The organism is Halalkalicoccus tibetensis (genome assembly GCF_037996645.1).
GTDB lineage: Archaea > Halobacteriota > Halobacteria > Halobacteriales > Halalkalicoccaceae > Halalkalicoccus > Halalkalicoccus tibetensis.
The window spans coordinates 158,107-181,983 of record NZ_JBBMXV010000003.1; the positions used below are offsets into that span (position 1 = coordinate 158,107).

The following is a 23,877-nucleotide window of genomic DNA, read 5'->3' on the forward strand; positions in this document are numbered from 1 at the left end:
AAACCCGAACGCCCCGGTAGGAAGGACAATGAGTCCCCCCGGCGACGACCGGTCGCCTTCCGACGAGGAGTCGGCGCGTGCGGATCGCGGTCGAGAGGAGCGCCCCGAGACGGTTCGTGGCTGGCTGCACTGGTTCTGGACGGTCGACCGCGGCGGCCCGGCGGTCGCCCGCGAGTTCCTCATCAGCGTCGGCGCGGTCCTGATCGTCGGGCTGCTGTTGTTCTCGCTGTCGGGCGTCTGGCCGCCGATGGTCGCCATCGAGAGCGGGAGCATGGAGCCGAGCATGCAGCCCAACGACCTCGTGTTCATCACCGACAACGAGCGGTTCGTGAACGACGCCGCCCACGGCGAGACCGGCGTCGTGACTCACGAAGCGGGCCAGGAATCGGGCTACGAGAAGTTCGGCGACCACGGCGACGTGATCGTCTTCGCGCCCAACGGCAACGACAGGCAGGTGCCGATCATCCACCGGGCGCACTTCTGGGTCGGCGAGGGCGAGGACTGGTACGACCGCGCCGATCCCGACCACATCGGCAACGCCGAGAACTGTGGGGAGCTGCGCAACTGTCCCGCCCCCAACGACGGGTTCATCACGAAGGGCGACAACGAGCTGACGAACCAGCGCTACGACCAGGTCCGCGGGCTCTCCGGGCCCGTCGAGTCCGAGTGGGTGATCGGCACCGCCGAGATCCGCGTGCCGTGGCTCGGCTGGATCCGCCTGCAGCTCGCGGAACTCGCCGCCGGCGGCGCCCCGCAGGTGATCCTCGAGACGGCGCCGGAGCCGACCGATACGGGGGTCCAGCCGTTCGAACGCGGCGAAGCGGATGGGATGGATCGAACGGAGCGAGCCGGACAGGCGCTAACGTAGCCGTCTGCGAAGCAAAAAGCGAGCACTGCTATCTGCCGTGTGCCGTCATTCCGGCCAAACCGATCGGGACGTGCCGTCGGGCGGGCGTCTGCTTATCGAACGCCGGAGCAGTCCGCCGAGGCTGAGAGGTATTGGAATAGCGTGCCGAGTGGAGAGTGGAACGGAGTGTGGAGAGCACGGAGGCGACACCGGCGAACGGTCAACGATCCGCCAACACTGCACGAGCCGCGATGACCACCAATGCGAGACCGAGGACGATCGTGAGCCCTTGGGAGGCCACGGCGACGGCGGAGTCGACCCCTTCGCCGGTCGCGAGCGCGATCACGTCAGGAACCGCACGAAGCGAGCCCAGAGCGCCTATCGCTCCCACCGCAGCCATCCCGTAGACCGCGAGTCGCTCGCGGTTGGTCTCCCGGCCCATGGACGCGAGCCCGACGACGAGGATACCGAAGACGGCCGGGATGAGCGCCGTCACGTGGGTGAAGTCGGTGAGAGCCCAGGCGCCGACGCCGATCAGGGCCAACGCGACGCCGATGACGATTCCGCTACCGAACACGAACCGCGTACTGTCGGCCATAGCTGGATGTTTAGCGGCCGGGCCTTATAGGTTGGTTATAAAAAGGACAGCCTCCCTCTCCGTGGTTCGATTGACGGTTGGCTCAGTTGTCGAAGCGCGCCTGGACGAACGGCTGGATCTCCTCGATCTGCGAGAGCCGCGAGTCCGCGAGCAGAACGGCCTCGGTCTCCTCGGTCGGAACCGAGAGGCTGATCTCCTTCGTCCGTCCGTATCTCCCCTTCGAGACGACGATCGCGTTGACGATCCCCAGCATGTCGAGCTCGCTGATCAGGTCCGTCACCCGGCGCTGGGTCAGCACGTCGGCGTCGATCTCCTCGCAGAGCCGTTTGTAGATGTTGTAGACCTCGCCGGTGTTGATGTTGTGGACGCCGTTCTTCTCGAGCAGGATGATCGAGAACAACACGAGCTTCGACTGGGTCGGGAGCGTGCGGACGACCTCGACCACGCGGTCGAGCTCGATCTTGTCCTGCGCCTTTCGGACGTGGCTCTCGTCGACGCGCTCGGCCTGGCCGCGTTCGGCGAGCTCGCCCGCCGTCCGCAGGAGGTCGAGCGCTCGGCGGGCGTCGCCGTGTTCCTGGGCGGCGAAGGCGGCACACAGCGGGATCACGTCGTCGGTCAAGGCACGCTCCTCGAAGGCGATGTCCGAACGGTGCTGGAGGATGTCCCGCAGCTGGTTGGCGTCGTAGGGCGGGAAGACGATCTCCTCCTCGCCGAGGCTCGACTTCACCCGGGGATCGAGGAAGTCGGTGAACTTCAGGTCGTTCGAGATCCCCATGATCGAGACCCGCGAGTTGTCGAGCTCGGAGTTCATCCGCGAGAGGTTGTAGAGGGTGTCGTCGCCCGACTTCTCGACGAGCTTGTCGATCTCGTCGAGCATGATGACGACCACGCGCTCACGGTAGTCGACGGCGTCGAAGAACTCCTTGTAGACCCGATCGGTGGGCCAGCCGGTCATCGGAACGGGCTCCATCCCCTCGAGCTCCTCCTCGAGCTCGTCGACCCGCGAGTCGATCTCCGTGGCGCTCCCGAAGGGGGTCGCTTCGGGTGCAGTGGCGCCCTCTTCGATCGCCTCCCGGAGGTCCGCGAGGTCCTCGAGCCGGCGCTCGGCGTGGGCCCGGTTCTGCTCGATGAACTTGTTGGCGAGCTGGGCGAGCACCCGGTACTGGGTGTCGGTCACCTCGCAGTTGATGTACTCGACCTCGCAGGGGACGTCGTACTTCTTGGAGGTCTGTTCGAGCTCCTGGCTGACGAACTTCGCGCTCGCGGTCTTGCCGGTGCCGGTCTTCCCGTAGATGAGGATGTTCGAGGGCGTCTCGCCACGGAGCGCGGCGACGAGGATCGTCGCCATCTTGTTGATCTGATCGGATCGATGGGGGAGCTCGTGGGGCGTATAGGAGGGACGAAGGACCTCCTTGTTCTCGAAGATCGGGTCGCCCGAGAGCAGGTCGTCGAACAGCCCCTGGGAGGGCGACTCCTCCTCGTCCGCATCCTCGAGGACCTCCTCGACGTCGACCGCGAACGAACGGTCCGGCTCCTCGTCGGCGGATCGGTCCTCGGGTGGCGAGTCGTTCGCTGTCATGGGTGTTGGGCCGCGAGCGCCGAACCCCTTCGTTTCATGTGGAATACGGGGCGCGAATCGACGAATCGACGTCAGGAGGGCTCGAAAGTCCCGTTCCCGCGGAATACGGCTCCGAATCGACCGTCAGACGATGCAGACGAACCCAAGGTATGGGAGGGTCTTAAAACTGTCTTTCCGCCCACCGGACGGCTGACTCGGAACGACAAGTATAGTAATTACGATATATCGATATCCGTGGAACCCCCCACCCCTTCGTTTCGGGTGGAACCGTCCGAAGGAGGGACCCCCCTATCGAGGGATACTAGTAAGGAAACAGCTAAGTGAGTAGCGTCAAAACAGCATCCGTACTGCAGTAGCATAGATTATTTTAGAAGGGTTATATCTTGTCTAGATACACTTCGCTAGTGGAATATATCCGAACGGCGGTCGTCCCACGATCACCCCCACCCTCCCGGCCCTCTCCAGTCGAAACGAAGGGGTGGGGGTGTCGTGTCGTGTTCTGTCATGGGTCGAGGTATGGCCTCCCTTGTCACGTTCTCGCACGACAGGAACCCGGCGAGTCCATCGGGGACTCCCGCCGGGCGTCACGGAAGTATAATCATTGTTATGGGTGTCTGACGCAGGCTTAAGTACCGTTGCCTATTCGTCTACGCGCATGGACGCGCCGTCTGGCGCGGGAGGACAGGATGGGACTGTTCACAGATATCAAAGATAGTATCTCACGCGCGGCAGACCGGCTTTTCGCTACCGACTCGCAGAAACGGATCGGTATCTACGGGCCACCGAACGCGGGCAAGACGACGCTCGCGAACCGCATCGCACGGGACTGGACGGGCGACGCCGTCGGCCCGGAGAGCCACGTCCCCCACGAGACCCGGCGCGCCCGCCGGAAGGAGAACGTCGAGATCGAGCGAAACGGCCAGTCGGTCTCGATCGACATCGTCGACACCCCTGGGGTGACCACGAAGGTCGACTACAACGAGTTCCTCGACTACGACATGGAGGAAGAGGACGCCGTCCGGCGCTCCCGGGAGGCCACCGAGGGCGTCGCCGAGGCGATGCACTGGCTGCGCGAGGACGTCGACGGCGTCATCTACGTGCTCGACTCGACGGAGGACCCCTTCACGCAGGTCAACACCATGCTAGTGGGGATCATCGAGAGTCAGAACCTGCCCGTGTTGATCTTCGCGAACAAGATCGACCTCGAGGGATCGAACGTCCAGCGCATCGAGAACGCCTTCCCACAGCACGAAACGGTCGAGCTCTCGGCGCTCGAAGGGGAGAACATGGACGAAGTGTACGACAAGATCGCGGAGTACTTCGGGTGATCGAATGGCAGAGATAACCGACCCGGACGACGACGGGGTGCAGATCGACCTCATCAGCGGCGAGCGTATGGACGAACTCGCGAGCATGGAGAAGATACGGATGATCCTCGACGGCGTTCACGAGGGGAACATCGTCATCCTCGAGGAGGGGCTCACCCCCGAGGAGGAGTCGAAACTGATCGAGGTGACGATGAGCGAGATCAACCCCGACGGGTTCAACGGCATCGAGATCGAGACCTACCCCAAGTCGCAAACCAAGGACAGCGGCTTCCTGGGCCGACTGATGGGCAAGCAGGAGACCAAGAAGCTCACCGTCATCGGGCCCGCGAACCAGATCGAGACGCTTCACAAGGACGAGTCGCTCATCAGCGCGCTCGTCTCGCGCCAGTAATGCCCCACCAGTGTACCGAGTGCGGCCACTCCTTCGAGGACGGCTCCAAGGAGATGCTCTCGGGCTGTCCCGAGTGCGGGGGCAACAAGTTCCAGTTCATGCCGGAGGGGGCCGTTGGAGACGACGATACGGAACCGACGACCGAATCCGAGCCCGATCCGGAGCCCGAACCCGACCCGTCCCCGGCCCCCGACTCCCGTTCGAAGTCGAAGTCGTGGGTCCGCGAGGACAGCGCGCAGGCCGACGCCCGCTCGTCGGTCGTCGACAGCGACGACCTGCCCGAGCGCGAGCGGTCCGACGACTCCGGCGATCCCGAGGAGCCCGAAGAGCCCGACCTCGCCCGGCTGCGCGAGGAGCTCAACGACCAGTTCGAGAGCATCCGGATCGTCGACCACGGTCAGTACGAGCTCAACCTGATGGAGCTCTACAAGCGCGAGGAGTTCATCATCGCGCTCCAGGAGAACGGCCGCTACGTCATCGAGGTCCCCGAGTCGTTCCGGCGCGGCTCGGAGGACTGACCTACCACGACCCATAACCCCTTCGTTTCGCCTGCAACACGTCTAGTCCTGCGTATGTTCCCGGAAATCGCCGGATCCCTCCACCGGAAGGAGGGGTAGGCCCCTCCGGGCGGGCGACGGACGCCGAGCGCGGGATGAGTACACTTTATGCGTTCGGATGACAACCCGGCTCGTATGAGCCAAGCTACGAAGATCGTCGTGGGGACGGTCGCGATCTCGGCGGCGGTGTCGCTTACGCTGGTCGCGTACTACGCGTTCCTCATCTGATGTTCCAGGAGCGCGAACTCACGCCCGAACTCGCCGGCGTCCGCGAGGACCACGCCCCCGGGGCGCTGGTGCTCGACTGCGAGGGCGATTTCGAGACGCTTCCACCGGAGGCGCTCGACGACCTCGCGCTGCTGACCGAGGGGATCTCGCCGGCGAACCATCCCGATGAGTGGCTACCCGCGGACGCCCCCGAGGTCCTGCGGCGATATGCGGGTCCGGACCTCGTCGTCGGCCTGCCGGGCGACGGCAGCGTCGCGTGGACCACCCAGACGACGCCGCCGATCTGCTTCGTCAAGGCGCGCGTCGAGGGCGTTCCCGACTCGTTCGTCGAGTTCCTGATCGCGGAGGCGCTCGTCGAGGTCGGCCTCGATCTCCCCGAGGGCTTCCTGGACTTCTTCGGCGAGTCGTATCCCGACCTCGCGCGGGCGACGTCGCTCGGTCCCAACGCGACCTACCAGGTCGCCGCCGCGCTCTATACGGGCTGGCGCGGCCTGCACACCCGCGAGGTCTTCGCCGGATGGGGGGACGAGCGCCCCGAACTACACGCGGCGTGGGTCGACGCGGGCGAGCGCCTCGAGGGCCGGGTCGGGGAGCTGCCGAAGCTGGTCGCGACGGGCGAGCTCGACTTCGCGGAGGCGACGGAGCTCGCCTGCAGCGCGATCAAACACGGGTTGGAGCTGCCCGCGGGCTTCGCCGCGCTCGACACGGGGGCCTATCGCGAACACGGCGCGCCCTTCGCGGTCCGGTGGGCGGAGAAGACGTTCGGGGAGCTCGAGGAGTAGCGAACAACGGGTAATGAACGGCCGGCCCGACCGACTCAGAACTCGCAGCTCACGCTGCCGTCGGCGTCGAGGTCGATCGTGCCGTCGAACAGCTCGACGTACTTCTCGGTGACCTCGGCGTCGTGGACCTCCTGGGAGAGGTGGAAGAGGCCGACGGCGTCGTACTCATCGAGCAATGCGAGGATCTCGATCATCGCGTCGTAGACCGCGTCCTCGTCGGCGTAGTAGGCGAGCTCGGTGACCGAGTCGACGGTCAGGCGGAGCTTGCCGTCGTGCGAGTCGAGGAAGTCGCGGGCCTGCGAGACGATCCCGTCGAGGTCGTCGGGCGAGGAAACGTAGTGGATCCGCTCGCCGCTTCGCCGCGAGTAGCCCCGCTCGACCGACAACGTGTCGAGGATCACCGCCCGGGACTCGTCGACGTCGTAGTACTCGAGCTTCTGGGTGACCTCGCGGGCGGTGGTCCGCGTCGAGATCACGAGGAAGTGGTCGGTGTCGGTCGCGAGGAAGTCCGTGTCGATGCGGTCGGTCTCGCCGGTGCTCGGATGCAACAGGAGGACGCCGGTACCACCCGACACCGTCTCGGGTGCCCCCTCTATCGCGAGCCTGTAGTCCATAGTGGGGGCACCCGACCGATCGACTTAAACGTACGTGAACGCGAGCCGACCGGTGGCGCCCCGTTCCCGGTCAACTGGCCCGCCCCGCTGCCCACGTCGGTTCCCTTTTCTACCGCCGACGAGTGGGACCGAACGAACGCATGGTCCACGACTCGGCGCTCGACGTCTACCGGAGCGCCCTCCCGGTGATCCTGGTCAGCCTCGTCGCCGGGCTGTTCGCGGGGACGATCCTCGGCAGCGAGACGATGCGCGCGGGCATCGAGAGCGTGCCCGGGCTGCTCCTGTTGCTGCCCGCCTTCCTGGCGACCCGCGGCGGCGTCTACGGCTCGCTGGGCGCGCGCCTCTCGAGCGGCCTCCACCAGGGGGTGATCGAACCCCGCTTCGAGCGCGACGAGCGCCTGACCAACGCGGTGGTCGCCTCCTTCGTCAACGGGATGGCCGTCTCCGTCTTCATCGCGGTGGTGGCCTACCTCGTCCTCCTGGTCTCGGGCGGGGAGGGGAGCCTCCTCCAGCTGGTCGGGGTCATGGTCATCGCGGGCTTCCTGAGCGCGCTGTTGATGCTCTCCGTGCTCGTGGCCGTCGTCTTCGTCGGCTACCGACGGGGCTACGACCCCGACAACATCGTCGGCCCGCTCGTGACGACGCTGGGCGACGTCTTCGGCGTGTTCTTCCTGCTGGTCGGCGTCGTCCTCGTGGGGTGGGTGCTGTGAGCCTCATCGGCGACGACCTCTCGGGGATGAGCGACCGGATCCACGGGCTCTACGAGCGCCTGTTCGAGGAGGACGGGGACGACGCCGACCCCCTCGAAGGGTGGGCGACCCGGACGATCGTGACGACGATGCTTCCGCTGTTGGCGGGGCTGTCGGTGCTCCAGATGGTCTCGGGCTCGGTCCTCGAGGCGTTCGAGGAGACGCTGCTGGCCTATCCCTCGCTGTTGATCCTCGTGCCCGTCCAGATCGGTACGGCAGGAAACCTCGCCTCGATCATGTGCGCCCGCCTCTCGACCCAGCTCCACCTCGGGACCTTCGAGCTCGACCCCTCGAACCCCGACGTCCGGGCGAACACCCTCGCGATCCTTGGGCTCGCGGCCACCGTCTTCCTCGCGGTCGGGGTCGCCGCCTGGGCGATCGGGCAGGTCCTCGGCGGAAGCCTGAGCCTCCTCGAGGTGTTCACGATCTCGATGGTCAGCGGGATGGCGCTGGCGGTCCTCGTGGTCGTCCTGAGCGTCCTCTCGGTCTGGGGCTCCTTTCGGCTGGGCTACGACCCCGACGACACCACCATCCCGATCGTCACCAACGTCTGCGACATCACCGGCGTGCTGATCCTCTTCGCGGTCGCCTCGGTCGTGATCTGAGTTCCGGAACCGGTTTCCTCGTCGCCACCCCAGACCTCCCATGAGCGTCCGCGAGGAGTTCGACGACTGGGCCGCCCGGGGCAAGGACCGGGGGATGGAGGACCGCCACTGGCACACCGCGAAACACGCGCTCGCGCGCATGCCCGTCGAGGAGGGCGATACGGTGTTCGACCTCGGGACGGGATCGGGCTACGCGCTGCGGGCGCTGCGCGAAACCAAGGGCGCGGGACGGGGCTACGGCCTCGACGGCTCGCCCGAGATGGTCCGCAACGCCCGCTCGTACACCGACGACCCCGCCCTCTCCTTCCTGCTCGGGGACTTCGACTCACTCCCGCTGGCCGACGACTCGGTCGATCACGTCTTCTCGATGGAGGCCTTTTATTACGCGAGTGACCCCCACAACACCCTCTCGGAGCTCGCGCGAGTCCTCCGACCCGGTGGGACGTTCTTCTGTGCGGTGAACTACTACGAGGAGAACGTCCACTCCCACGAGTGGCAGGAGCGCATCTCCGTGGAGATGACCCGCTGGTCGCGCCTGGAGTACCGCGAAGCCTTCCGCGAGGCCGGCTTCCACGTCGCCGAACAGGACAACCTCCCCGATCGCGAGATAGAGATCCCCGAGGAGAGCGAGTTCCCCACCGAGGAGTGGGAGAGCAGGGAGGAGATGGTCGAGCGCTACCGGACCTACGGCACCCTGCTCACGGTCGGGGTCGTCCCGTAGTTCCACCCGAAACGTATCCCTACCATCCGAGAGGTCCCTACCGATCATCGCCGGGTGATCGCTCCTTCGGGGTCCTCTACGGCCGTTCGGGTGGTTTCGGGCCGAGCGTCGCCGATTCTTCCATCCTAGTTCTCATCCGCGATAAAACGTTGCGACGCGTTCACAACCCCTTCGGTTCCGATGGAGCTACAGCAACCAGCTCGCGATCCGGGGCGTGAGGAACGCCTCGACGAACGAGGCGAGCACGAACACGAGCGCGAGCCCCACGAGGACCCAAAAGGCGAGGCGGAGTTCCTCGGCGAGCGCCGCGTCGTCGGCCCGTCCCCGAGCGCGTCGCCAGGCGACCCGACCGAGGTGGAGTCCCAGCGCGCCCGAGACCGCGAGCGCGGGGACCTCGAGGATCGCGTGGGGGACGACCAGCGCGGCGACGACGAACAGGTCGGCGCTGATCCCGGCGACGATCCCGACGATCGCGCCGTTGAACAGCAGGTTGACGGCCGTGGGGATCCCCAGCGCGAGCCCCGCGAACGTCTGGCCGACCGCGACCAGCCAGTTGTTCGCGGCGATCATCACGAACGTCCCGACCGGGAACGCCCCGAACACGTCGGCGGGATCACCGATATCGCCGGTCTCGACGGCGAACTCGCCGACCATCAGGTAGCCCCCGACGGTGCCGAGCCCGAACAGCAGGAGGCTCGCGCCCGTCAGCGAGAGCCCGGTCCCCGAGAAGGTAAAGGAGCGAAGCGAGCCCATGCTCGTAGACCAGCCGTTTCGGAGGCGCGCACGCACGCCAGGACCCTCGCCCGAGAGCAGGGGTCGGGCCTCGATCCGGTCGCCCTCGGCGTAGATCCCGGTCTTCACGAGATGGAGGAAGGGCGTGACGAGCAGCAGCGTCACCAGCGAGACGACGTTCTGGACGCCGACCAGGGTGAGCAGGGCGGTCGCCCCACTGGTCGCGAGCCAGATCCCGATCGCGAGGGCGACGTAGACGGCGAAGGCGCCGGGTCGCCGCCTGATGAAGCCGGCGCCGCGTTTGAGCCCGCCGACGGTCCCCACGCCGTCGACGACCACCGCCTGCGGGGCGAAGACGAACACCGCGGCGATCAGGAGGAGCGAGAGCAGCCAGACGGGCGCAAGCAGCGCCGCCCCGGCCGCGACCGCCAGCCCGATCCCGGGGTCGGCGGTGTAGACCGCACCCGCGACGAAGACGACCAGCCCGTAGACCAGCGTCACCAGCAGGTAGAGGCCGTACTCGAGGATCCGGAGCCCGACGAACGGCTTCGCGTCGGCGATCGCTCCGGAGACGCCCGACTCGACGGGCTCCCTCCCCAGTAGGGCGGCGTAGACGGTATGTATCTGGCCGGCGTGGAAGGCGGCGCCGACGACGATCCAGACCGCGATCCCCAGAACGATCGAGAGGCCGACGATCGCCACCACGCCCGGGGTGACGAGGCCCGCCAGCGCTTCGGAGAGCGCGTCGGCCGGCAGCGCGTCGGGGTCGGCGGCCGCGGGGTCCTCGGTGGCCTCGTCGAGGGCCTCGAGGTCGGCCGCCGCGAGCGCCTCCTCTACGGGTTCGAGGCGGCCCTGGGCGAGCAGGAGCAGATAGGCGAGGAAGAGCCCGATCAGGGGGATCGTCCGCGCGACCGTGCCCGCGCCGTAGCCGACGAAGTACGCGGGCAGGACCCCGGCGGGCTTCGAGAGGAGCGTCGAGAGCGCGCCGTCGAGCGCGTCGGTGACCTTCATTATCCCGTGATCCGGCTGTCAGTCGCATAATCATTACGACTCGTTGGACCCGAACTCAGACCAGGAGCGACGCCGCGAGCCCGATCAGGACGACCCCGAGCGCGAACTTCAGGCGCTCGGCGGCGATCCGGTGGGCGAGCCACCAGCCCAGTGTGACGCCGCCCAGATAGGCGGCCGTGATCAGGAACACGAGGGGAGTGACGACCGCGTCCAGCAGCAGGTAGTTGGCGGTCGTGAACAGCGCGGTGAAGAGGACGACGACCTGGGTGACCGCGATCGTCACGAGCATTGGGACGCCGACGAGCACGAGCGCCGGCGCCGACAGCGCCGCCCCGCCGATCCCCAACAGGCCGCCGAAGACGCCGATCACGAGCCCGATAACGACGAACGCGGCGAGATCCCGTCCCTCGTGGCCGAGCTCGATGCGGGGTTCGAGGTCGCGGTACTCCCGGTAGACGATGTTGCAGCCGACGGCCGCGAGCATCGCCGCGAGGATCAGCCCGTAGAGCTCCCGCGAGAGGTAGGCGTTGGCCTGCACGCCGGCCCAGGTGCCGACGGCCGCGGCGGCGCTGACGCTCCCCGCGACCGTCCAGTCGATCTCGCCCGAGCGCGCGTATATCAGACTGCCCAGTATCGCGCCGACGGCGAACGTCGCGCTGGAGGTGCCCGCGACCTCGGCGCTCGAGAACGGAGTCAGCAGGTAAAGGCCGGTGACGATGAGGATCCCGCCGGGGCCGATCGTCGAGACGATCGTCCCGCCGACGAAGGAGAGCACCGTGAGAACGAGGAGGATCCCGATCCCGAGCCCGAAGTCCATTCGCCCCAGCCTACTCGCGTAGTACGGTTGAGGGTTCCCCTTGCGGTCGATCGGGCGACGACCCCGCGGACGGCTACCGACGATCCTCCGCGAGCCGCCGGAAGTTCCCGAACAGCTCCGTCGCCGCGAACGCTTCCACCGACTCCTCGTGGGGTTCCCAGCCGTGTTTCTCCCCCGCCACCCGGTAGAACCGCTCGGTGCACTCAGGGTGGAACTGGACGCTCCAGACCGGGGCCCAGCGGTGGCGGGTCGCGAACAGCGGGTAGTTGGGCAGCGAGGCGATCGGCTCCATCCCCTCGCCGGCCTCGACCACCCAGTCGCCGTGGACTGCCGCCACGCCGGGACCGACGCCATCGAACAACGGACTGTCGTCGAACTCGGGCTCGACGAGCGCGCAGCGAAGCCCCCGGTGCTCGACGCGCCCGCCGAGCGCCCCGTTGATCGCCTGATGGCCGAAACAGACGCCAAGCGTCGGCACGCCCTCCCCGACGAGATCGCGGATCCACTCGGCCTGCTCGGCCATCCACGGGTGCTCGTCGGCCTCGTAGACGCCGGCCGTGCTCCCCGCGAGGACGACGCCATCGACGTCCCCGAGGTCCGGCGGGGAACCCTCGCTCGCGAAGTCGTGCTCGCGCCGGTCGGGGAACTGCCGTGCGAGCTCCTCGGTGTGGTAGCGCGAGCCGGGGTCGGGCTCGTTGTGGACGACGAGGATCATCGGCCGTGAGTAGCGGGCGGGAGTGGTAATCGTTGTCGGTGGGCGAGGGAGCGTGAGGTACCCTGATGGGGACTCCGATACACCAGCACGCCAGTACACTCATTACGACAGCACGCCAATACGACGCTATGCCCATCAGTATCGACGATTTCGCCGAGGGGCGGCTCCCGGACGGCCCGAGCGTCCCCGAACGAGTGGTTCGGTTCCTCGCCGCGAACGACGACCGGGCGTTCACCCGTTCGGAGATCGCCGCCGGGATCGACGCCGATCCCAACGGGGTCGGGACGGCGCTCTCCCGGCTGAAGGAGCGCGAACTGGTCCGCCATCGGGGCAACTACTGGGCGATCACCGAGGATCGCGAGCGGCTACGGTCGGCCTACCGACTGCACCGCGAAACGGCGGTGCTGGACGACGAGGACGGTGGGGTCGACCCGGAGAAATGGGACGAACACGCGCCCGACGAGCCCCATCCCAGCGAGCGTGAGTGATGCAGCCCGAACGTGGTGACGTAGTCCGTAGCGCCGACCCGTTCAAACTGGAAACCGACAAGCAGCGACCCTGGCTTATCCTGTCCGACGACCGCCATCCCTTCGACACCGAGCAGTTCATCGCGGCGGCCGTCTCGCGCAAGGAGTACGAGCCGTCGATCCGGTTGGCCGACGACGTCTGGGAAACGGGCGGCGTCCCCGAGGAGTCGTTCGTCGCCCCATGGTCGATACATTCGCCCCGGAGCGAGATTTGGTGGCCTGGCAGGGTCGCGTCGCCGAGACGTTCGTCGATCGAGTCGTCGCTGCCCTCCGGGGCTATCTCGACTGATCCCGGGACGATCTCGGTACTGGTCGTAGCTGAGGACGAGGAAGACGACCACCAGTCCGACCAGGGCCCCGAGCTCGAAACCCGGCGCGAAGTCGATCCCGAGGTAGTGTAACGCCGCACTCGTCCCGAACGCTACCACCAGCGCGAAGACGATGACGTACGCCGGGCGGTACAGCCAGTCGGGTGCTATCGAATCCATGATAAATAGTTTTTACCTGATATATGATTTCTCCTGCGGGAGACCGCTCGTGCTCGCTTCACTTTCACCCTACAGGCGAGCGGATCAAGTGGCTGGGAGCCCTGCTATCCACAATGAGCGACAGCAGTTCGGGCCCGCTGCAGCCCGACAGACCGGAGGCCGAGAAGCCGTTTCGCGTCGAGGCCCCCTTCGAGCCCGCCGGCGACCAGCCCGAGGCGATCGAACAGCTGGTCTCGGGCTACGAGTCGGGGATGGACCGCCAGACTCTCCTGGGCGTGACGGGCTCGGGCAAGACCAACACCGTTAGCTGGACCGTCGAGGGCATTCAAACTCCTACCCTCGTCATCGCGCACAACAAGACGCTCGCCGCGCAACTGTACGAGGAGTTCAGGAACCTGTTCCCGGACAACGCCGTCGAGTACTTCGTCTCCTACTACGACTACTACCAGCCCGAGGCCTACGTCGAGGCCAGCGATACGTACATCGACAAGGACGCCTCGATCAACGACGAGATCGACCGGCTGCGCCACTCCGCGACCCGGTCGCTGCTGACCCGCGACGACGTGATTGTCGTCGCCTCGGTCTCGGCGATCTACGGGCTCGGCGACCCGCGCAACTACGTCGACATGAGCCTCCAACTGGAGCAGGGCCAGCGGATCGAGCGCGACGAACTCCTCAAAGGCTTGGTCGACCTGAACTACGAGCGAAACGACGTCGACTTCACCCAGGGTACCTTTCGAGTGCGCGGCGACACCGTCGAGGTGTTCCCGATGTACGGCCGGTACGCCGTGCGCGTCGAGTTCTGGGGCGACGAGATCGACCGCCTCACGAAGCTCGACCCCCTCGAGGGCGAGCTGAAAAGCGAGGAGCCTGCTGTACTCATCCACCCCGCAGAACACTACTCGATTCCCGAGAGCCGGCTGGAAAGCGCCATCGACGAGATCGAGGAGGACCTGGAGAAGCGGATCCGCTACTTCGAGCGCCAGGGCGACATGCTCGCGGCCCAGCGCATCGAGGAGCGGACCACCTTCGACCTGGAGATGCTCCGCGAGACGGGCTACTGTTCGGGCATCGAGAACTACTCGGTCTACTTCTCGGAGCGCGAGTCGGGCGACCCGCCCTTCACCCTGCTCGACTACTTCCCCGACGACTTCCTCACCGTCATCGACGAATCCCACCAGACCATTCCGCAGATCAAGGGCCAGTACGCCGGCGACAAGTCGAGGAAGGACTCGCTGGTCGAGAACGGCTTTCGGCTGCCCACCGCCTACGACAACCGCCCGCTGACCTTCGAGGAGTTCGAGGAGCGCGTCGGAAAGCGGCTGTACGTCTCCGCGACCCCGGGCGAGTACGAGCGCGAGAACAGCGAACAGGTCGTCGAGCAGATCGTTCGACCCACTCATCTGGTTGACCCCGCCGTGGAGGTCCAGTCGGCGGAGGGCCAGATCGACGACCTGATGGCCCGAATTCAGGAGCGAACCGAGCGCGACGAGCGCGTGCTCGTGACCACCCTCACCAAGCGCATGGCCGAGGACCTCACCGAGTACCTCGAGAACGCGGGCGTGGGCGTCGAGTACATGCACGACGAGACGGACACGCTGGAGCGCCACGAGCTGATCCGGGGGCTCCGGCTGGGCGAGTTCGACGTGCTCGTGGGGATCAACCTGCTTCGGGAGGGTCTGGATATCCCCGAGGTCTCCTTAGTAGCCATCCTCGACGCCGACCAGCAGGGGTTCCTGCGCTCGCGGACCACCCTCATCCAGACGATGGGGCGAGCGGCCAGAAACGCCGAGGGTGAGGTCGTCCTGTACGCCGACGAGACGACCGACGCGATGGCCGAGGCGATCGACGAGACCCAGCGCCGCCGCGAGATCCAGCGCGAGTTCAACGCCGAACACGGCTACACGCCGACGACCATCGACAAGGCGGTCGGCGAGACCAACCTCCCGGGAAGCAAGACCGACACCGGCGGCGTGACGGGCGATGCCCCCGAGGACGCCGAGGCCGCCCAGGCGCGGATCCAGGCCTTGGAGGAGCGCATGGACGAGGCCGCGGGCAACCTGGAGTTCGAGCTCGCGGCGGACATCCGCGACCGGATCCGCGAGCTGCGCGAGGAGTTCGACGCGCTCGAGGACGACGAGGGCGTCGTTCCCGAGCCCGAACCCGACTTCTGAGGCCTACAACCCGTCGAGAAACGCGTCGAACGCCCCGCTCTCGGGGTGGAAGTGACAGTAGGTCCCCAGCACCTGGTGTTCGACGAGTCCGTCGTGCTCGCCGTCGATCCCCTCGCCACGCTCCATCTCGAAGGCGAAGCGGGCGTCCGAACCGACGTCGGCACTCGAGTAGTGGAACTCGTGACCCCGCAGCGCCGTTCCCCCGGAGGCGGTGAGGGCGTCGCGCGTCGCCCGCAGCTCGACGTGATCGAGCGCTTGATAGCGCTCGTGCATCCGAACCTCGGCCGGGAGGACGCCGGCCATCGGGTAGGTCTCGCCATCCGCCGTCGTCAGCGACTCGGAGAGCGTCATCAGCCCGCCGCACTCGCCGAACACGGGCAGTCCCTCGCCCGCCCGTCCTGCCAGTTCCTCGAGCGCGGGCGATCCCGAGAGCGCCTCGGCGTGCAGTTCCGGGTACCCGCCGGGGAGGTAGACCGCGTCGCAGTCGGGCAGCGCGTCGCCCGCGACCGGCGAGAACGTCACGACCTCGCCGCGCTCGCGCAGGCGCTCGATCGTCGCGGGGTAGCAGAAGCGGAAGGCGGAATCGCGCGCGACGGCGATCCGCTTGTCGGTGGGCGCGTTCGACCCCGTACCCGTCGATTCTTCCCCTTCGGGCCGCGGCGGATCGCGCGCGACGTCGAGGAGCCGCTCGACGCGCAGGTGCTCGCTCGCGGCGTCGAGCGCCTCGTCGCTCAGCGGCGCCTCCTCGCCGGTCTCCAGGCCGAGGTGGCGGTCGGGGATCTCGAGGGCCTCGTCGGGCGCGATCCGCCCGAAGTACTCCAACCCCTCGGGCAGCGCATCCCTGATCCCCCGCTCGTGGCGCCCGCCCTGGGCGCGCTGGGCGATGATCCCCGCGACCTCGACGTCGCGACCGGCGTGGGACGCATACTCTCGAAAGCCAAGCGCGGTCGCCGCGACGCTCTCCATGCCCGCCGAGGCGTCGACGACGAGGACGACCGGCAGGTCGAGCGCCTCCGCGACCATTGCGGTGCTCGAGACCTCGCCGTCGTAGAGCCCCATCACCCCCTCGACGATACAGATATCGCCCTCGCCACGGTGGTAGTTGCGCCCCATTCCGTCCTCGCCCTGGAGCCACGGGTCGAGCGTCCGGGAGGGGCGGCCCGCCACCCGTCGGTGGTGGCTCGGATCGATGAAATCCGGGCCGGCCTTCGCGGGCTGGACCGCCCGCCCCGCCCGATCGAGCGCGCGGATCGTCGCAAGGGTCGCGACGGTCTTGCCGACGTTCGAACTCACTCCTCCGAGGACGAATCCCTTCACGATCCCCCACCCCTTCCCGGCCCGGTCGTACGAGGGCTCCGGGAATCTCGCGGTTGGCCGAAGGTCACTGGACCGTATCGACCCCAACCGGACTTTAATCGGTCGGTGCTTCACCCGCCCGCTCAGGGGCCCGCTCGCGGCTCGGCAGGGGGGTTCGTATCGGGCCGGGCCGCGAGGGCTGTCCGTGAGTCCCGAGCGGTCCGGTCCCGAACCCGCGACCGTAGTAAACTGAACTTGTATTACAGAAAACGAGGTTGGGAATATTTATGCCGATCCCGTCGGATAGACGTGACACGGCCCGATCCGCCGCCCCCGAACGGCGTTGCGCCACCAGTGGCGACGCTGTCGGACCGTATCTACCTATGAGCCAGGCTACGACACGAACCGACACGATCGAATCGATACTGCGAGAGGCATGGAGCGACCGGGTTGACGACGAGGCCTTCGAGGAGGTCGTCCGCTCGGCCGAGCGCGACTGCTACGAGGGCGCGAGCCGCGAGGAGCTCTACGAGGCGATCGTGGGCGCGCTGAGCGCTCGCATCGAGCGAAACCCCGCCTACAAACGCGTCGCGGCTCGCGTCTTCCGGGAGCGGTATTTCGAGGAGCGCGTCGGCGACGTCGAGCCCGGGGATCGCGAGGACGCGTACCGGGAGTCGTTCGTCGCCTCCATCGAGCGCGGGGTCGAGACCGACCTGCTCGACGAGCGCATGGCCGAGTACGACCTGTCGAGCCTCGCCGAGGCGCTGGAGCTCGACCGCGATGACCGGCTCGACCACATGGCGATGGAGACGCTGTACCAGCGCTACTTCCTCCGTGACGGCGACGAGCCAATCGAGCTGCCCCAGACGTTCTGGATGCGCGTCGCGATGGGGATCGCGCTCCGGGAGGCCCCCGAGGAGCGAGAGGAGTACGCGAAGGAGTTCTACGAGCTACTCTCGACGCTGCGGTTCGTCCACTCGACGCCGACGCTGTTCCACGCCGGGACGACCCACCCGCAGCTCTCCTCGTGTTACCTCACGACCGTTCCCGACGACCTCGAGGGGATCTTCGACGCCTACAAGGAACACGCGAAGCTCTCGAAGTGGTCCGGCGGGCTCGGCAACGACTGGACGCCCCTACGCGCCAGCGGCGCGCGGATCTCCTCGACGGGCGTCGAGTCGACGGGGACGGTCCCGTTCCTGAAGATCTCGAACGACGTGACCGGCGCGATCAACAGGAGCGGGAAACGGCGCGGGGCGGCCTGTGCCTACCTCGAGGCGTGGCACATGGACTTCCCCGCCTTTCTCGACCTGCGGCGAAACACCGGCGACGAGCGCCGGCGCACCCACGACATGAACACCGCGGCGTGGGTGCCCGACCTGTTCATGAAGCGCGTCCAGGACGGCGGGGAGTGGACGCTGTTCTCGCCCGACGAGGTGCCCGACCTGCACGGCTCCTACGGTGCCGAGTTCGAGGAGAAATATCGGGAGTACGAACGGCAGGCCGAAAACGACGAGCTCGACCAGTACGAACGCGTCGAGGCCGATGAGCTGTGGCGGACCATGCTCACCCGGCTGTTCGAGACCGGCCACCCGTGGATCACGTTCAAGGACCCCTGTAACGTCCGCTCGCCCCAGGACCACGCGGGCGTCGTCAACTCCTCGAACCTCTGTACGGAGATCACGCTGAACACCAGCGAGGAGGAGACCGCCGTCTGCAACCTCGGCTCGGTGAACCTCTCGCGCCACGTCGACGGGGAGGGCCTCGACCGCGAACGGCTGGAGGACACGGTTCACACCGCGATGCGGATGCTCGACAACGTCGTCGACCTGAACTTCTACCCCACGGAGAAGGCCGAACGCTCGAACATGCGCCACCGGCCGATCGGCCTCGGCGTCATGGGCTTTCACGACGCCCTGCTCGACCAGGGGATCGCGATGAACTCCGAGGGGGCCGTCGAGTTCGCCGATCGTACCCAAGAGATCGTCTCCTATCACGCGATTCTCGGCTCCTCGGAACTGGCCGCAGAACGCGGGGCCTACGAGAGCTACGAGGGCTCGAAGTGGGACCGCGACCTCCTCCCGCAGGACACCGTTTCGCTCCTCGAGGAGGAGCGCGGCCGGGAGATCCCGATCGACGTCGAGGAGCGCCTCGACTGGGGACGGGTGCGAGAACACGTCGCCGAACACGGGATGCGAAACTCCAACACGATGGCGGTCGCGCCGACGGCGACCATCTCGACGATCGCCGGGACGACCCCCTCGATCGAGCCGGTCTACTCGAACCTCTACGTGAAGTCGAACATGTCGGGCGACTTCACCGTGATCAACGACCACCTCGTTTCCGACCTCAGGGAACGTGGCCTGTGGACCGACGAGATCCGCGACCGGATCAAGTACCACGACGGCTCGATCCAGGAGATCGACGCGATCCCCGAGGAGCTGAAGGAGCTCCACCGGGGCGCCTTCGAGATCGACCCGCGCCACCAGCTCCGCCTCTCCGCGGAGCGTGCGACCTGGATCGACCAGAGCCAGTCGCACAACGTCTTCTTCCCGTCGACGGACGGCTCGCTGCTCGCGGGCGTCTACGAGACCGCCTGGGAACTCGGCCTGAAGACGACCTACTACCTCCGGACGCTGGGCGCGAGCCAGGTCGAGAAGACCACGCTGGACATGCGCGAGTACGACGACACCCAGTTCCGCGATTCGGATGACGATGACGACGAGGACGAGGGGAACAGCCTGCCGAGCGTCGAGGACCCCACCTGTGAGGCCTGCCAGTAATGCCGATCATCAACAACCAGGGCCACCACGACCCCAACAAGATCCTGCCGATCGACTACGACTGGGCCCGCGAGTACTACAAGGCCGGCGTCGCCAACAACTGGACTCCCGAGGAGGTGCCGATGGCCGACGACGTCCACCAGTGGGAGAACCACGAGTTCAGTAGTGAAGAACGACAGCTCGTCGAGTGGAACCTCGGCTTCTTCTCGACCGCCGAATCGCTGACCGCCAACAACATCGTTCTCGCGGTCTACGACTACGTCACCGCCCCCGAGTGTCGCCAGTACCTGCTGCGCCAGGCCTACGAGGAGGCGATCCACACGGACACGTTCATCTACTGCTGTGACTCGCTGGGGTTCGATCCCGAGTACATGTACGGGATGTACGACCGCATCCCCGCGATCGAGGCCAAGGACGAGTTCGTCGTCGACCTCACGCAGGTGATCGACGACCCGACCTTCGAGATCGAGAGCGAGGAGGACGTTCGGGAGTTCCTCCGGGATCTCGTCGGCTTCTACGTCATCATGGAGGGGATCTTCTTCTACGCGGGCTTCGCGATGATGCTGGGGCTCAAACGTCAAGGAAAGATGGTCGGCGTCGGCGAGCAGTTCGAGTACATCATGCGCGACGAGTCGCTGCATCTGAACTTCGGGGTCGACCTGATCGAGACGATCCGCGACGAGAACCCGGGGGTCTGGACCGAGGAGTTCGAGGCCGAGATCGAGGGGCTGATCCGCGAGTCCGTCGAGCTCGAGCGCCGGTACGCCCGCGAGGCCTGCCCCGAGGAGGTCCTCGGCATGGGACCCGAACAGTTCGCGGAGTACGTCGAGTACGTCGCCGACAGGCGCCTCGACCAGCTCGGGATGGAGCCGGTCTACGACACCGACAACCCGTTCCCGTGGATGGCCGAACAGGTCGACCTGAACAAGGAGAAGAACTTCTTCGAGACCAACGTCGCGGAGTACCAGTCGGGCGGCTCGCTCGAGTGGTGAGGGACTGACCGACTGACTACTCCCGGGCGAGGCGCTCGCGCCGTTCGCGACGCCGTTCGAGCGCCAGATCGCGGAGTTCGGCCTGCTCGTCGGTCGGGCAGGCGAGATCGGGGACCGCCGTCGGCGACTCCTCGTCGTCGAGCGCGACGAAGGTGAAAAACGAGCTCGCGGTGTCGCGGCGTTCGCCCTCGCTGGGCCGTTCGGCCCGCACGTCGACCTTGACGTCCATGCTCGTCCGCCCGGTATCGAAGACGTAGCCCTCGACGACGACGATGTCGCCGAGCTCGATCTCCCCCAGGAAGTCGACGTGGTCCATCGAGGCGGTGACGACCTGGCGCTTCGCGAACCGCCTGCCCGAGATCGCCCCACAGATGTCCATCCAGTGGAGCACCGACCCCCCGAGCGCCCGCCCGAGGTTGTTCGTGTGGTTCGGCATGAGGATCTCGCTCATCTCCGTGTGGGAGTCCGCGAGCGAGACCCGGTCAGAGACGGGGACTGCCATGGGATCGCTTCCCGCTCCACCCGCTTAAATCGACCCACTTGCCTTAACACAAATTAAATTGTTTTCCGTGCGGGTTCGGTTCGGCGGAACGCCGTCCGAACACAAGCCGACTGGAACCCAGTACGGGTCGCGGCGGCGGTAGTACAAAACTACTTGTCCTCCGGCTCTCGATGAGGACCAATGGCGGACACCGACGACACCGGCGGGTCGAGCGTCCTGCGCAGCAAGCGCGACGCCACCCGGTATCAGATCCTGGTCCAGATCGCCGAGCGCCAGCCCGCCGTCAGCCAGCAGGAGATCGCCGACGCCATCGGGATCACCGCCCAGGCGGTCAGCGACTACCTGGGGGGGTTGGTCGAGGAGGGCTACGTCGAGAAGGGCGGTCGCGGGCGCTACGAGGTGAGCAAGGAGGGCGTCGACTGGCTGATCTCGCGGACCGACGAACTCCGGGAGTTCACGACCCACGTCGCCGAGGACGTCATCGGACAGGTCGAGGTCGAGACCGCGCTCGCGACCGGGCGGATCGAGGAGGGACGGTCGGTCTCGCTCTCGATGGAGGAGGGCGTCCTCCGGGCGAGCCCCGAGGCGAGCGCGCGCGGCGCCAGCGCGGTCGCGATCACGGGCGCCGAGGCGGGCGGGGACGTCGGGATCACCGACTTCGAGGGCGTGCTCGACTACGAGCTCGGGGAGGTGACGATCGTCTCGCTCCCGACGGTGGTCGACGGGGGGAGCGGGGTCGCCGACCCCGGGACCATCGCCGAGTACGCCGCCGACCACGACCTGGTGGCGACCGCGGGCACCGAGGCGGTCGCGGCGGCCAGCGCGGCCGACGTCGGGGTCGACGTCCGCTTCGGGACGCCCGAAGCGGTTCGAGAAGCGGCGACGAAGGGGCTCGACGTGCTCCTGCTCGCCTCGGACGACCGGCTCGCGGCCCACACCGAGCGGCTGCGCGAGGGGACCGTCGGCTACCAGATGGTCGAGGCCGCGGATAGGTAGCCCGGAGCCGCTCGGCGATCGTCTCCACGCCTCAGAGGCGTTCGGCTATCGTCTGCGCCGTCTTCTCGCCGACGCCCTCGACACTCTGTAGGTCCGCCGGCGAGGCCGCGCGGATCCCCTCGACGCTGCCGAACCGCCGCAGCAGGCTCGTCCTCGTCTTGGGGCCGATCCCTGGCACGTCGTCGAGAACCGTCGAGACGTCGTCGCGAAGCGTCTGGTGGTACTGGACTGCGAAGCGGTGGGCCTCGTCGCGCACCCGCTGGAGGAGGTGGAGGTGCGCGGCGTCGGAGGGCCAGTCGAGCGGTCCCTCGGGCGTGATCACCAGCTCCTCGGCCTTCGCGAGCCCGACCGCGGGGACGTCCCAGCCGACCTCGCGCATCGCCTCGCGGGCGGCGTCGAGCTGGCCCTCCCCGCCGTCGATCAGCAGGAGGTCGGGATCGGGCCGGTCGTCCCGTCCCTCGACCGCCCGAAGCGCGCGCCAGCGTACGAGCGCGCGCATGTTGGCGTAGTCGTCGTTTCGCTCCTCCAGTTTCTTGCGGCGGTAGCCCGACGTGTCGCTTTCGCCGCCGACGAACAGCACGTCGCTGCCCACGGCCGCCTTCCCCTGGGCGTGGCTCACGTCGAACCCCTCGATGCGCTCGGGGCGGGGCATCGAGAGCGCTTCGGCGAGCGCGCTGACCGGGTCGTCGCTGTAGTCGCCCCGGCGCGCGTTCTTGATCGCCAGATCGACCAGGGTGGCCTCCCGGCCCGCGCCGGGCACCCGGAGGTCGACCCCCTCGCTTTCGAGCCAGCCCCGCAGCTCGGCGTCGGCGGGGTCCTCGGGCAGCAGGATCGCCTCGGGCAGGTCGCGCTCGGCGTAGTACTGGGCGATGAACGCCGCGAGCACGCCCGCGTGGCCGTCCTCGGCGTCGGGGATCGAGAGGTGGTGGCGGTCCCGGTCGACCAGCTGGCCGCCCTCGCCCTGCAGCCGGGCGACGATCGCGCGCTCGCCCTCGGTCGCGACCCCGAGCACGTCGACGTGGCGCGCGTCGGTCGCGTCGCTGATCGCCTCCCCGCGGCCCTCGTGGAAGCCCTCGACGGCCTCCAGCCGATCGCGGAGACTCGCCGCCCGCTCGAACGACTGCTCCTGGGCCGCCCGCTCCATGCGTCGCCTGAGGGGGTCGGCCAGTACCCCCGTCTCGCCGGCGAAGAAGCGTTTCACCGATTCGACGTCCTCGACGTAGGCCTCCCGCCCGATCTCGCCGGTACAGGGGGCGGTACAGAGCCCGATGTCGTGGTCGAGACAGGGGCGTTTCCTGCCCGAGAACTTGTGGTCCGAACAGCCCCGCACGCCGTAGACCTCCCGGAGGGCCTTCACCACGACCTCGACGACCCCCTTGTTCGTGAAGGGGCCGAAGGCGGTCGCGGCCGGATCGGGATCGCGCGTGATCTCGATGCGGGGGAACTCGTGGTCGGTCAGCTGCACCAGCGGGTAGGACTTGTCGTCCTTCAGCCGGACGTTGTAGCGGGGCTGGTGGCGTTTTATCAGGTTCGCCTCCAGCAACAGCGCCTGGGTCTCGGTGTCGGTCACCGCGAAGTCGATCGCCTCGGCGCCCCGGACCATTCGACGGATCCGCTCGCTCCGGGGGTCGGCGTAGGATCGTACCCGGCTCCTGAGGTCGACGGCCTTCCCGACGTACAGCGTCGTCCCGTCGGCGAGGAACTGGTAGACCCCCGGCTCGCGCGGCAGCGTCGCTGCTCGATCCCTGAGTTCGGCCCCGTCCATTCACCCGTTCTAGCCGCCGGGCTCGTTTGAACCTGCCGCCCTCGCGGCCCCTTCAGGCCGCGACCGCCGCCTACAAACAC

Annotated in this window: 24 protein-coding genes; 15 read left to right on the top strand and 9 right to left on the bottom strand. The window is 67.4% G+C overall.

Features of this window, described 5'->3' with window-relative positions; genetic code table 11:
* Positions 1–28: 28 nt before the first annotated feature.
* A complete protein-coding gene (locus WOA58_RS09275) occupies positions 29–868 on the top strand; it encodes a S26 family signal peptidase (RefSeq protein ID WP_340603912.1) in 840 nt (279 codons plus the stop codon).
* Positions 869–1,067: 199 nt separating this feature from the next.
* Here WOA58_RS09275 and WOA58_RS09280 read toward each other — a convergent pair whose 3' ends face one another.
* Together WOA58_RS09280 and WOA58_RS09285 are read right to left on the bottom strand one after the other, a co-directional pair.
* Positions 1,068–1,445, bottom strand: coding sequence for a hypothetical protein (locus WOA58_RS09280; RefSeq protein ID WP_340603913.1), 378 nt, complete (start codon positions 1,443–1,445; stop codon positions 1,068–1,070).
* Positions 1,446–1,527: 82 nt separating this feature from the next.
* Positions 1,528–3,024, bottom strand: coding sequence for a Cdc6/Cdc18 family protein (locus tag WOA58_RS09285; RefSeq protein WP_340603914.1), 1,497 nt, complete (start codon positions 3,022–3,024; stop codon positions 1,528–1,530).
* A gap of 686 nt (positions 3,025–3,710) precedes the next feature.
* On the opposite strand from WOA58_RS09285, the gene WOA58_RS09290 reads away from it, so the two are divergent.
* The 5 genes from WOA58_RS09290 (at position 3,711) to WOA58_RS09310 (ending at position 6,310) form a co-directional block, all read left to right on the top strand.
* Entirely contained in the window at positions 3,711–4,352 is a 642-nt protein-coding gene (locus WOA58_RS09290) for an Era-like GTP-binding protein (RefSeq protein WP_340603915.1), read from the top strand.
* Positions 4,353–4,356: 4 nt separating this feature from the next.
* Entirely contained in the window at positions 4,357–4,743 is a 387-nt protein-coding gene (locus WOA58_RS09295; protein ID WP_340603916.1) for a DUF2073 domain-containing protein, read from the top strand.
* The gene (locus WOA58_RS09300) at positions 4,743–5,261 is read left to right on the top strand and encodes a Zn-ribbon domain-containing protein (protein WP_340603917.1); all 519 of its coding nucleotides are present in this window, start codon (positions 4,743–4,745) and stop codon (positions 5,259–5,261) included. Before WOA58_RS09295 ends, WOA58_RS09300 begins: the two co-directional genes overlap by 1 nt.
* Before the next feature lie 174 nt (positions 5,262–5,435).
* Positions 5,436–5,528, top strand: coding sequence for an adenosine deaminase (locus WOA58_RS09305; RefSeq protein WP_340603918.1), 93 nt, complete (start codon positions 5,436–5,438; stop codon positions 5,526–5,528).
* Positions 5,528–6,310 carry a DUF7089 family protein gene (locus WOA58_RS09310; protein ID WP_340603919.1) on the top strand — a complete coding sequence of 261 codons (783 nt, stop codon included), beginning with the start codon at positions 5,528–5,530 and terminating at the stop codon, positions 6,308–6,310. Before WOA58_RS09305 ends, WOA58_RS09310 begins: the two co-directional genes overlap by 1 nt.
* Before the next feature lie 35 nt (positions 6,311–6,345).
* Here WOA58_RS09310 and WOA58_RS09315 read toward each other — a convergent pair whose 3' ends face one another.
* Positions 6,346–6,924 carry a DUF7090 family protein gene (locus WOA58_RS09315; RefSeq protein WP_340603920.1) on the bottom strand — a complete coding sequence of 193 codons (579 nt, stop codon included), beginning with the start codon at positions 6,922–6,924 and terminating at the stop codon, positions 6,346–6,348.
* Between the two features lie 140 nt (positions 6,925–7,064).
* Here WOA58_RS09315 and WOA58_RS09320 point away from each other — a divergent pair, with 140 nt between their 5' ends.
* The 3 genes from WOA58_RS09320 (at position 7,065) to WOA58_RS09330 (ending at position 8,999) form a co-directional block, all read left to right on the top strand.
* Positions 7,065–7,634 carry a magnesium transporter gene (locus WOA58_RS09320; RefSeq protein ID WP_340604587.1) on the top strand — a complete coding sequence of 190 codons (570 nt, stop codon included), beginning with the start codon at positions 7,065–7,067 and terminating at the stop codon, positions 7,632–7,634.
* Positions 7,635–7,762: 128 nt separating this feature from the next.
* On the top strand, positions 7,763–8,278 hold the full coding sequence (locus WOA58_RS09325) for a magnesium transporter (protein WP_390220950.1): 516 nt from the start codon (positions 7,763–7,765) through the stop codon (positions 8,276–8,278).
* A gap of 40 nt (positions 8,279–8,318) precedes the next feature.
* Positions 8,319–8,999 carry a class I SAM-dependent methyltransferase gene (locus tag WOA58_RS09330; RefSeq protein WP_340603922.1) on the top strand — a complete coding sequence of 227 codons (681 nt, stop codon included), beginning with the start codon at positions 8,319–8,321 and terminating at the stop codon, positions 8,997–8,999.
* A 186-nt stretch (positions 9,000–9,185) separates the two neighbouring features.
* On the opposite strand, the gene WOA58_RS09335 is transcribed toward WOA58_RS09330, so the two are convergent.
* The 3 genes from WOA58_RS09335 to WOA58_RS09345 all read right to left on the bottom strand — a co-directional run bounded on the left by WOA58_RS09335 (position 9,186) and on the right by WOA58_RS09345 (position 12,274).
* Positions 9,186–10,742 carry a stage II sporulation protein M gene (locus WOA58_RS09335; RefSeq protein ID WP_340603923.1) on the bottom strand — a complete coding sequence of 519 codons (1,557 nt, stop codon included), beginning with the start codon at positions 10,740–10,742 and terminating at the stop codon, positions 9,186–9,188.
* 55 nt (positions 10,743–10,797) lie between these two features.
* Positions 10,798–11,559 carry a sulfite exporter TauE/SafE family protein gene (locus WOA58_RS09340; RefSeq protein WP_340603924.1) on the bottom strand — a complete coding sequence of 254 codons (762 nt, stop codon included), beginning with the start codon at positions 11,557–11,559 and terminating at the stop codon, positions 10,798–10,800.
* Positions 11,560–11,632: 73 nt separating this feature from the next.
* Entirely contained in the window at positions 11,633–12,274 is a 642-nt protein-coding gene (locus WOA58_RS09345; protein WP_340603925.1) for a type 1 glutamine amidotransferase, read from the bottom strand.
* A gap of 128 nt (positions 12,275–12,402) precedes the next feature.
* Between WOA58_RS09345 and WOA58_RS09350 the strand changes: the two genes are divergently transcribed.
* From WOA58_RS09350 to uvrB, 3 genes are all read left to right on the top strand, one after another.
* Positions 12,403–12,762, top strand: coding sequence for a cyclic nucleotide-binding domain-containing protein (locus WOA58_RS09350; RefSeq protein ID WP_340603926.1), 360 nt, complete (start codon positions 12,403–12,405; stop codon positions 12,760–12,762).
* A complete protein-coding gene (locus tag WOA58_RS09355) occupies positions 12,762–13,202 on the top strand; it encodes a hypothetical protein (protein ID WP_340603927.1) in 441 nt (146 codons plus the stop codon). Before WOA58_RS09350 ends, WOA58_RS09355 begins: the two co-directional genes overlap by 1 nt.
* Before the next feature lie 200 nt (positions 13,203–13,402).
* Positions 13,403–15,463: an excinuclease ABC subunit UvrB gene (gene uvrB / locus WOA58_RS09360; protein WP_340603928.1), complete on the top strand. Its 2,061-nt coding sequence runs from the start codon at positions 13,403–13,405 to the stop codon at positions 15,461–15,463.
* Positions 15,464–15,466: 3 nt separating this feature from the next.
* Here uvrB and WOA58_RS09365 read toward each other — a convergent pair whose 3' ends face one another.
* Positions 15,467–16,780, bottom strand: a complete 1,314-nt coding sequence (locus tag WOA58_RS09365; RefSeq protein WP_340603929.1) for a cobyrinic acid a,c-diamide synthase — start codon at positions 16,778–16,780, stop codon at positions 15,467–15,469.
* Positions 16,781–17,142: 362 nt separating this feature from the next.
* Between WOA58_RS09365 and WOA58_RS09370 the strand changes: the two genes are divergently transcribed.
* Together WOA58_RS09370 and WOA58_RS09375 are read left to right on the top strand one after the other, a co-directional pair.
* Positions 17,143–19,542, top strand: a complete 2,400-nt coding sequence (locus WOA58_RS09370) for a ribonucleoside-diphosphate reductase subunit alpha (RefSeq protein ID WP_340603930.1) — start codon at positions 17,143–17,145, stop codon at positions 19,540–19,542.
* Entirely contained in the window at positions 19,542–20,534 is a 993-nt protein-coding gene (locus tag WOA58_RS09375) for a ribonucleotide-diphosphate reductase subunit beta (protein WP_340603931.1), read from the top strand. Before WOA58_RS09370 ends, WOA58_RS09375 begins: the two co-directional genes overlap by 1 nt.
* 16 nt (positions 20,535–20,550) lie before the next feature.
* Here the strand turns inward: WOA58_RS09375 and WOA58_RS09380 are convergent, their stop codons facing one another.
* Positions 20,551–21,036, bottom strand: coding sequence for an acyl-CoA thioesterase (locus WOA58_RS09380; RefSeq protein ID WP_340603932.1), 486 nt, complete (start codon positions 21,034–21,036; stop codon positions 20,551–20,553).
* A gap of 180 nt (positions 21,037–21,216) precedes the next feature.
* Between WOA58_RS09380 and WOA58_RS09385 the strand changes: the two genes are divergently transcribed.
* On the top strand, positions 21,217–22,032 hold the full coding sequence (locus WOA58_RS09385) for a DUF7839 domain-containing protein (protein WP_340603933.1): 816 nt from the start codon (positions 21,217–21,219) through the stop codon (positions 22,030–22,032).
* A 31-nt stretch (positions 22,033–22,063) separates the two neighbouring features.
* On the opposite strand, the gene WOA58_RS09390 is transcribed toward WOA58_RS09385, so the two are convergent.
* Positions 22,064–23,797: an excinuclease ABC subunit C gene (locus WOA58_RS09390; protein WP_340603934.1), complete on the bottom strand. Its 1,734-nt coding sequence runs from the start codon at positions 23,795–23,797 to the stop codon at positions 22,064–22,066.
* Between the last annotated feature and the right edge of the window lie 80 nt (positions 23,798–23,877).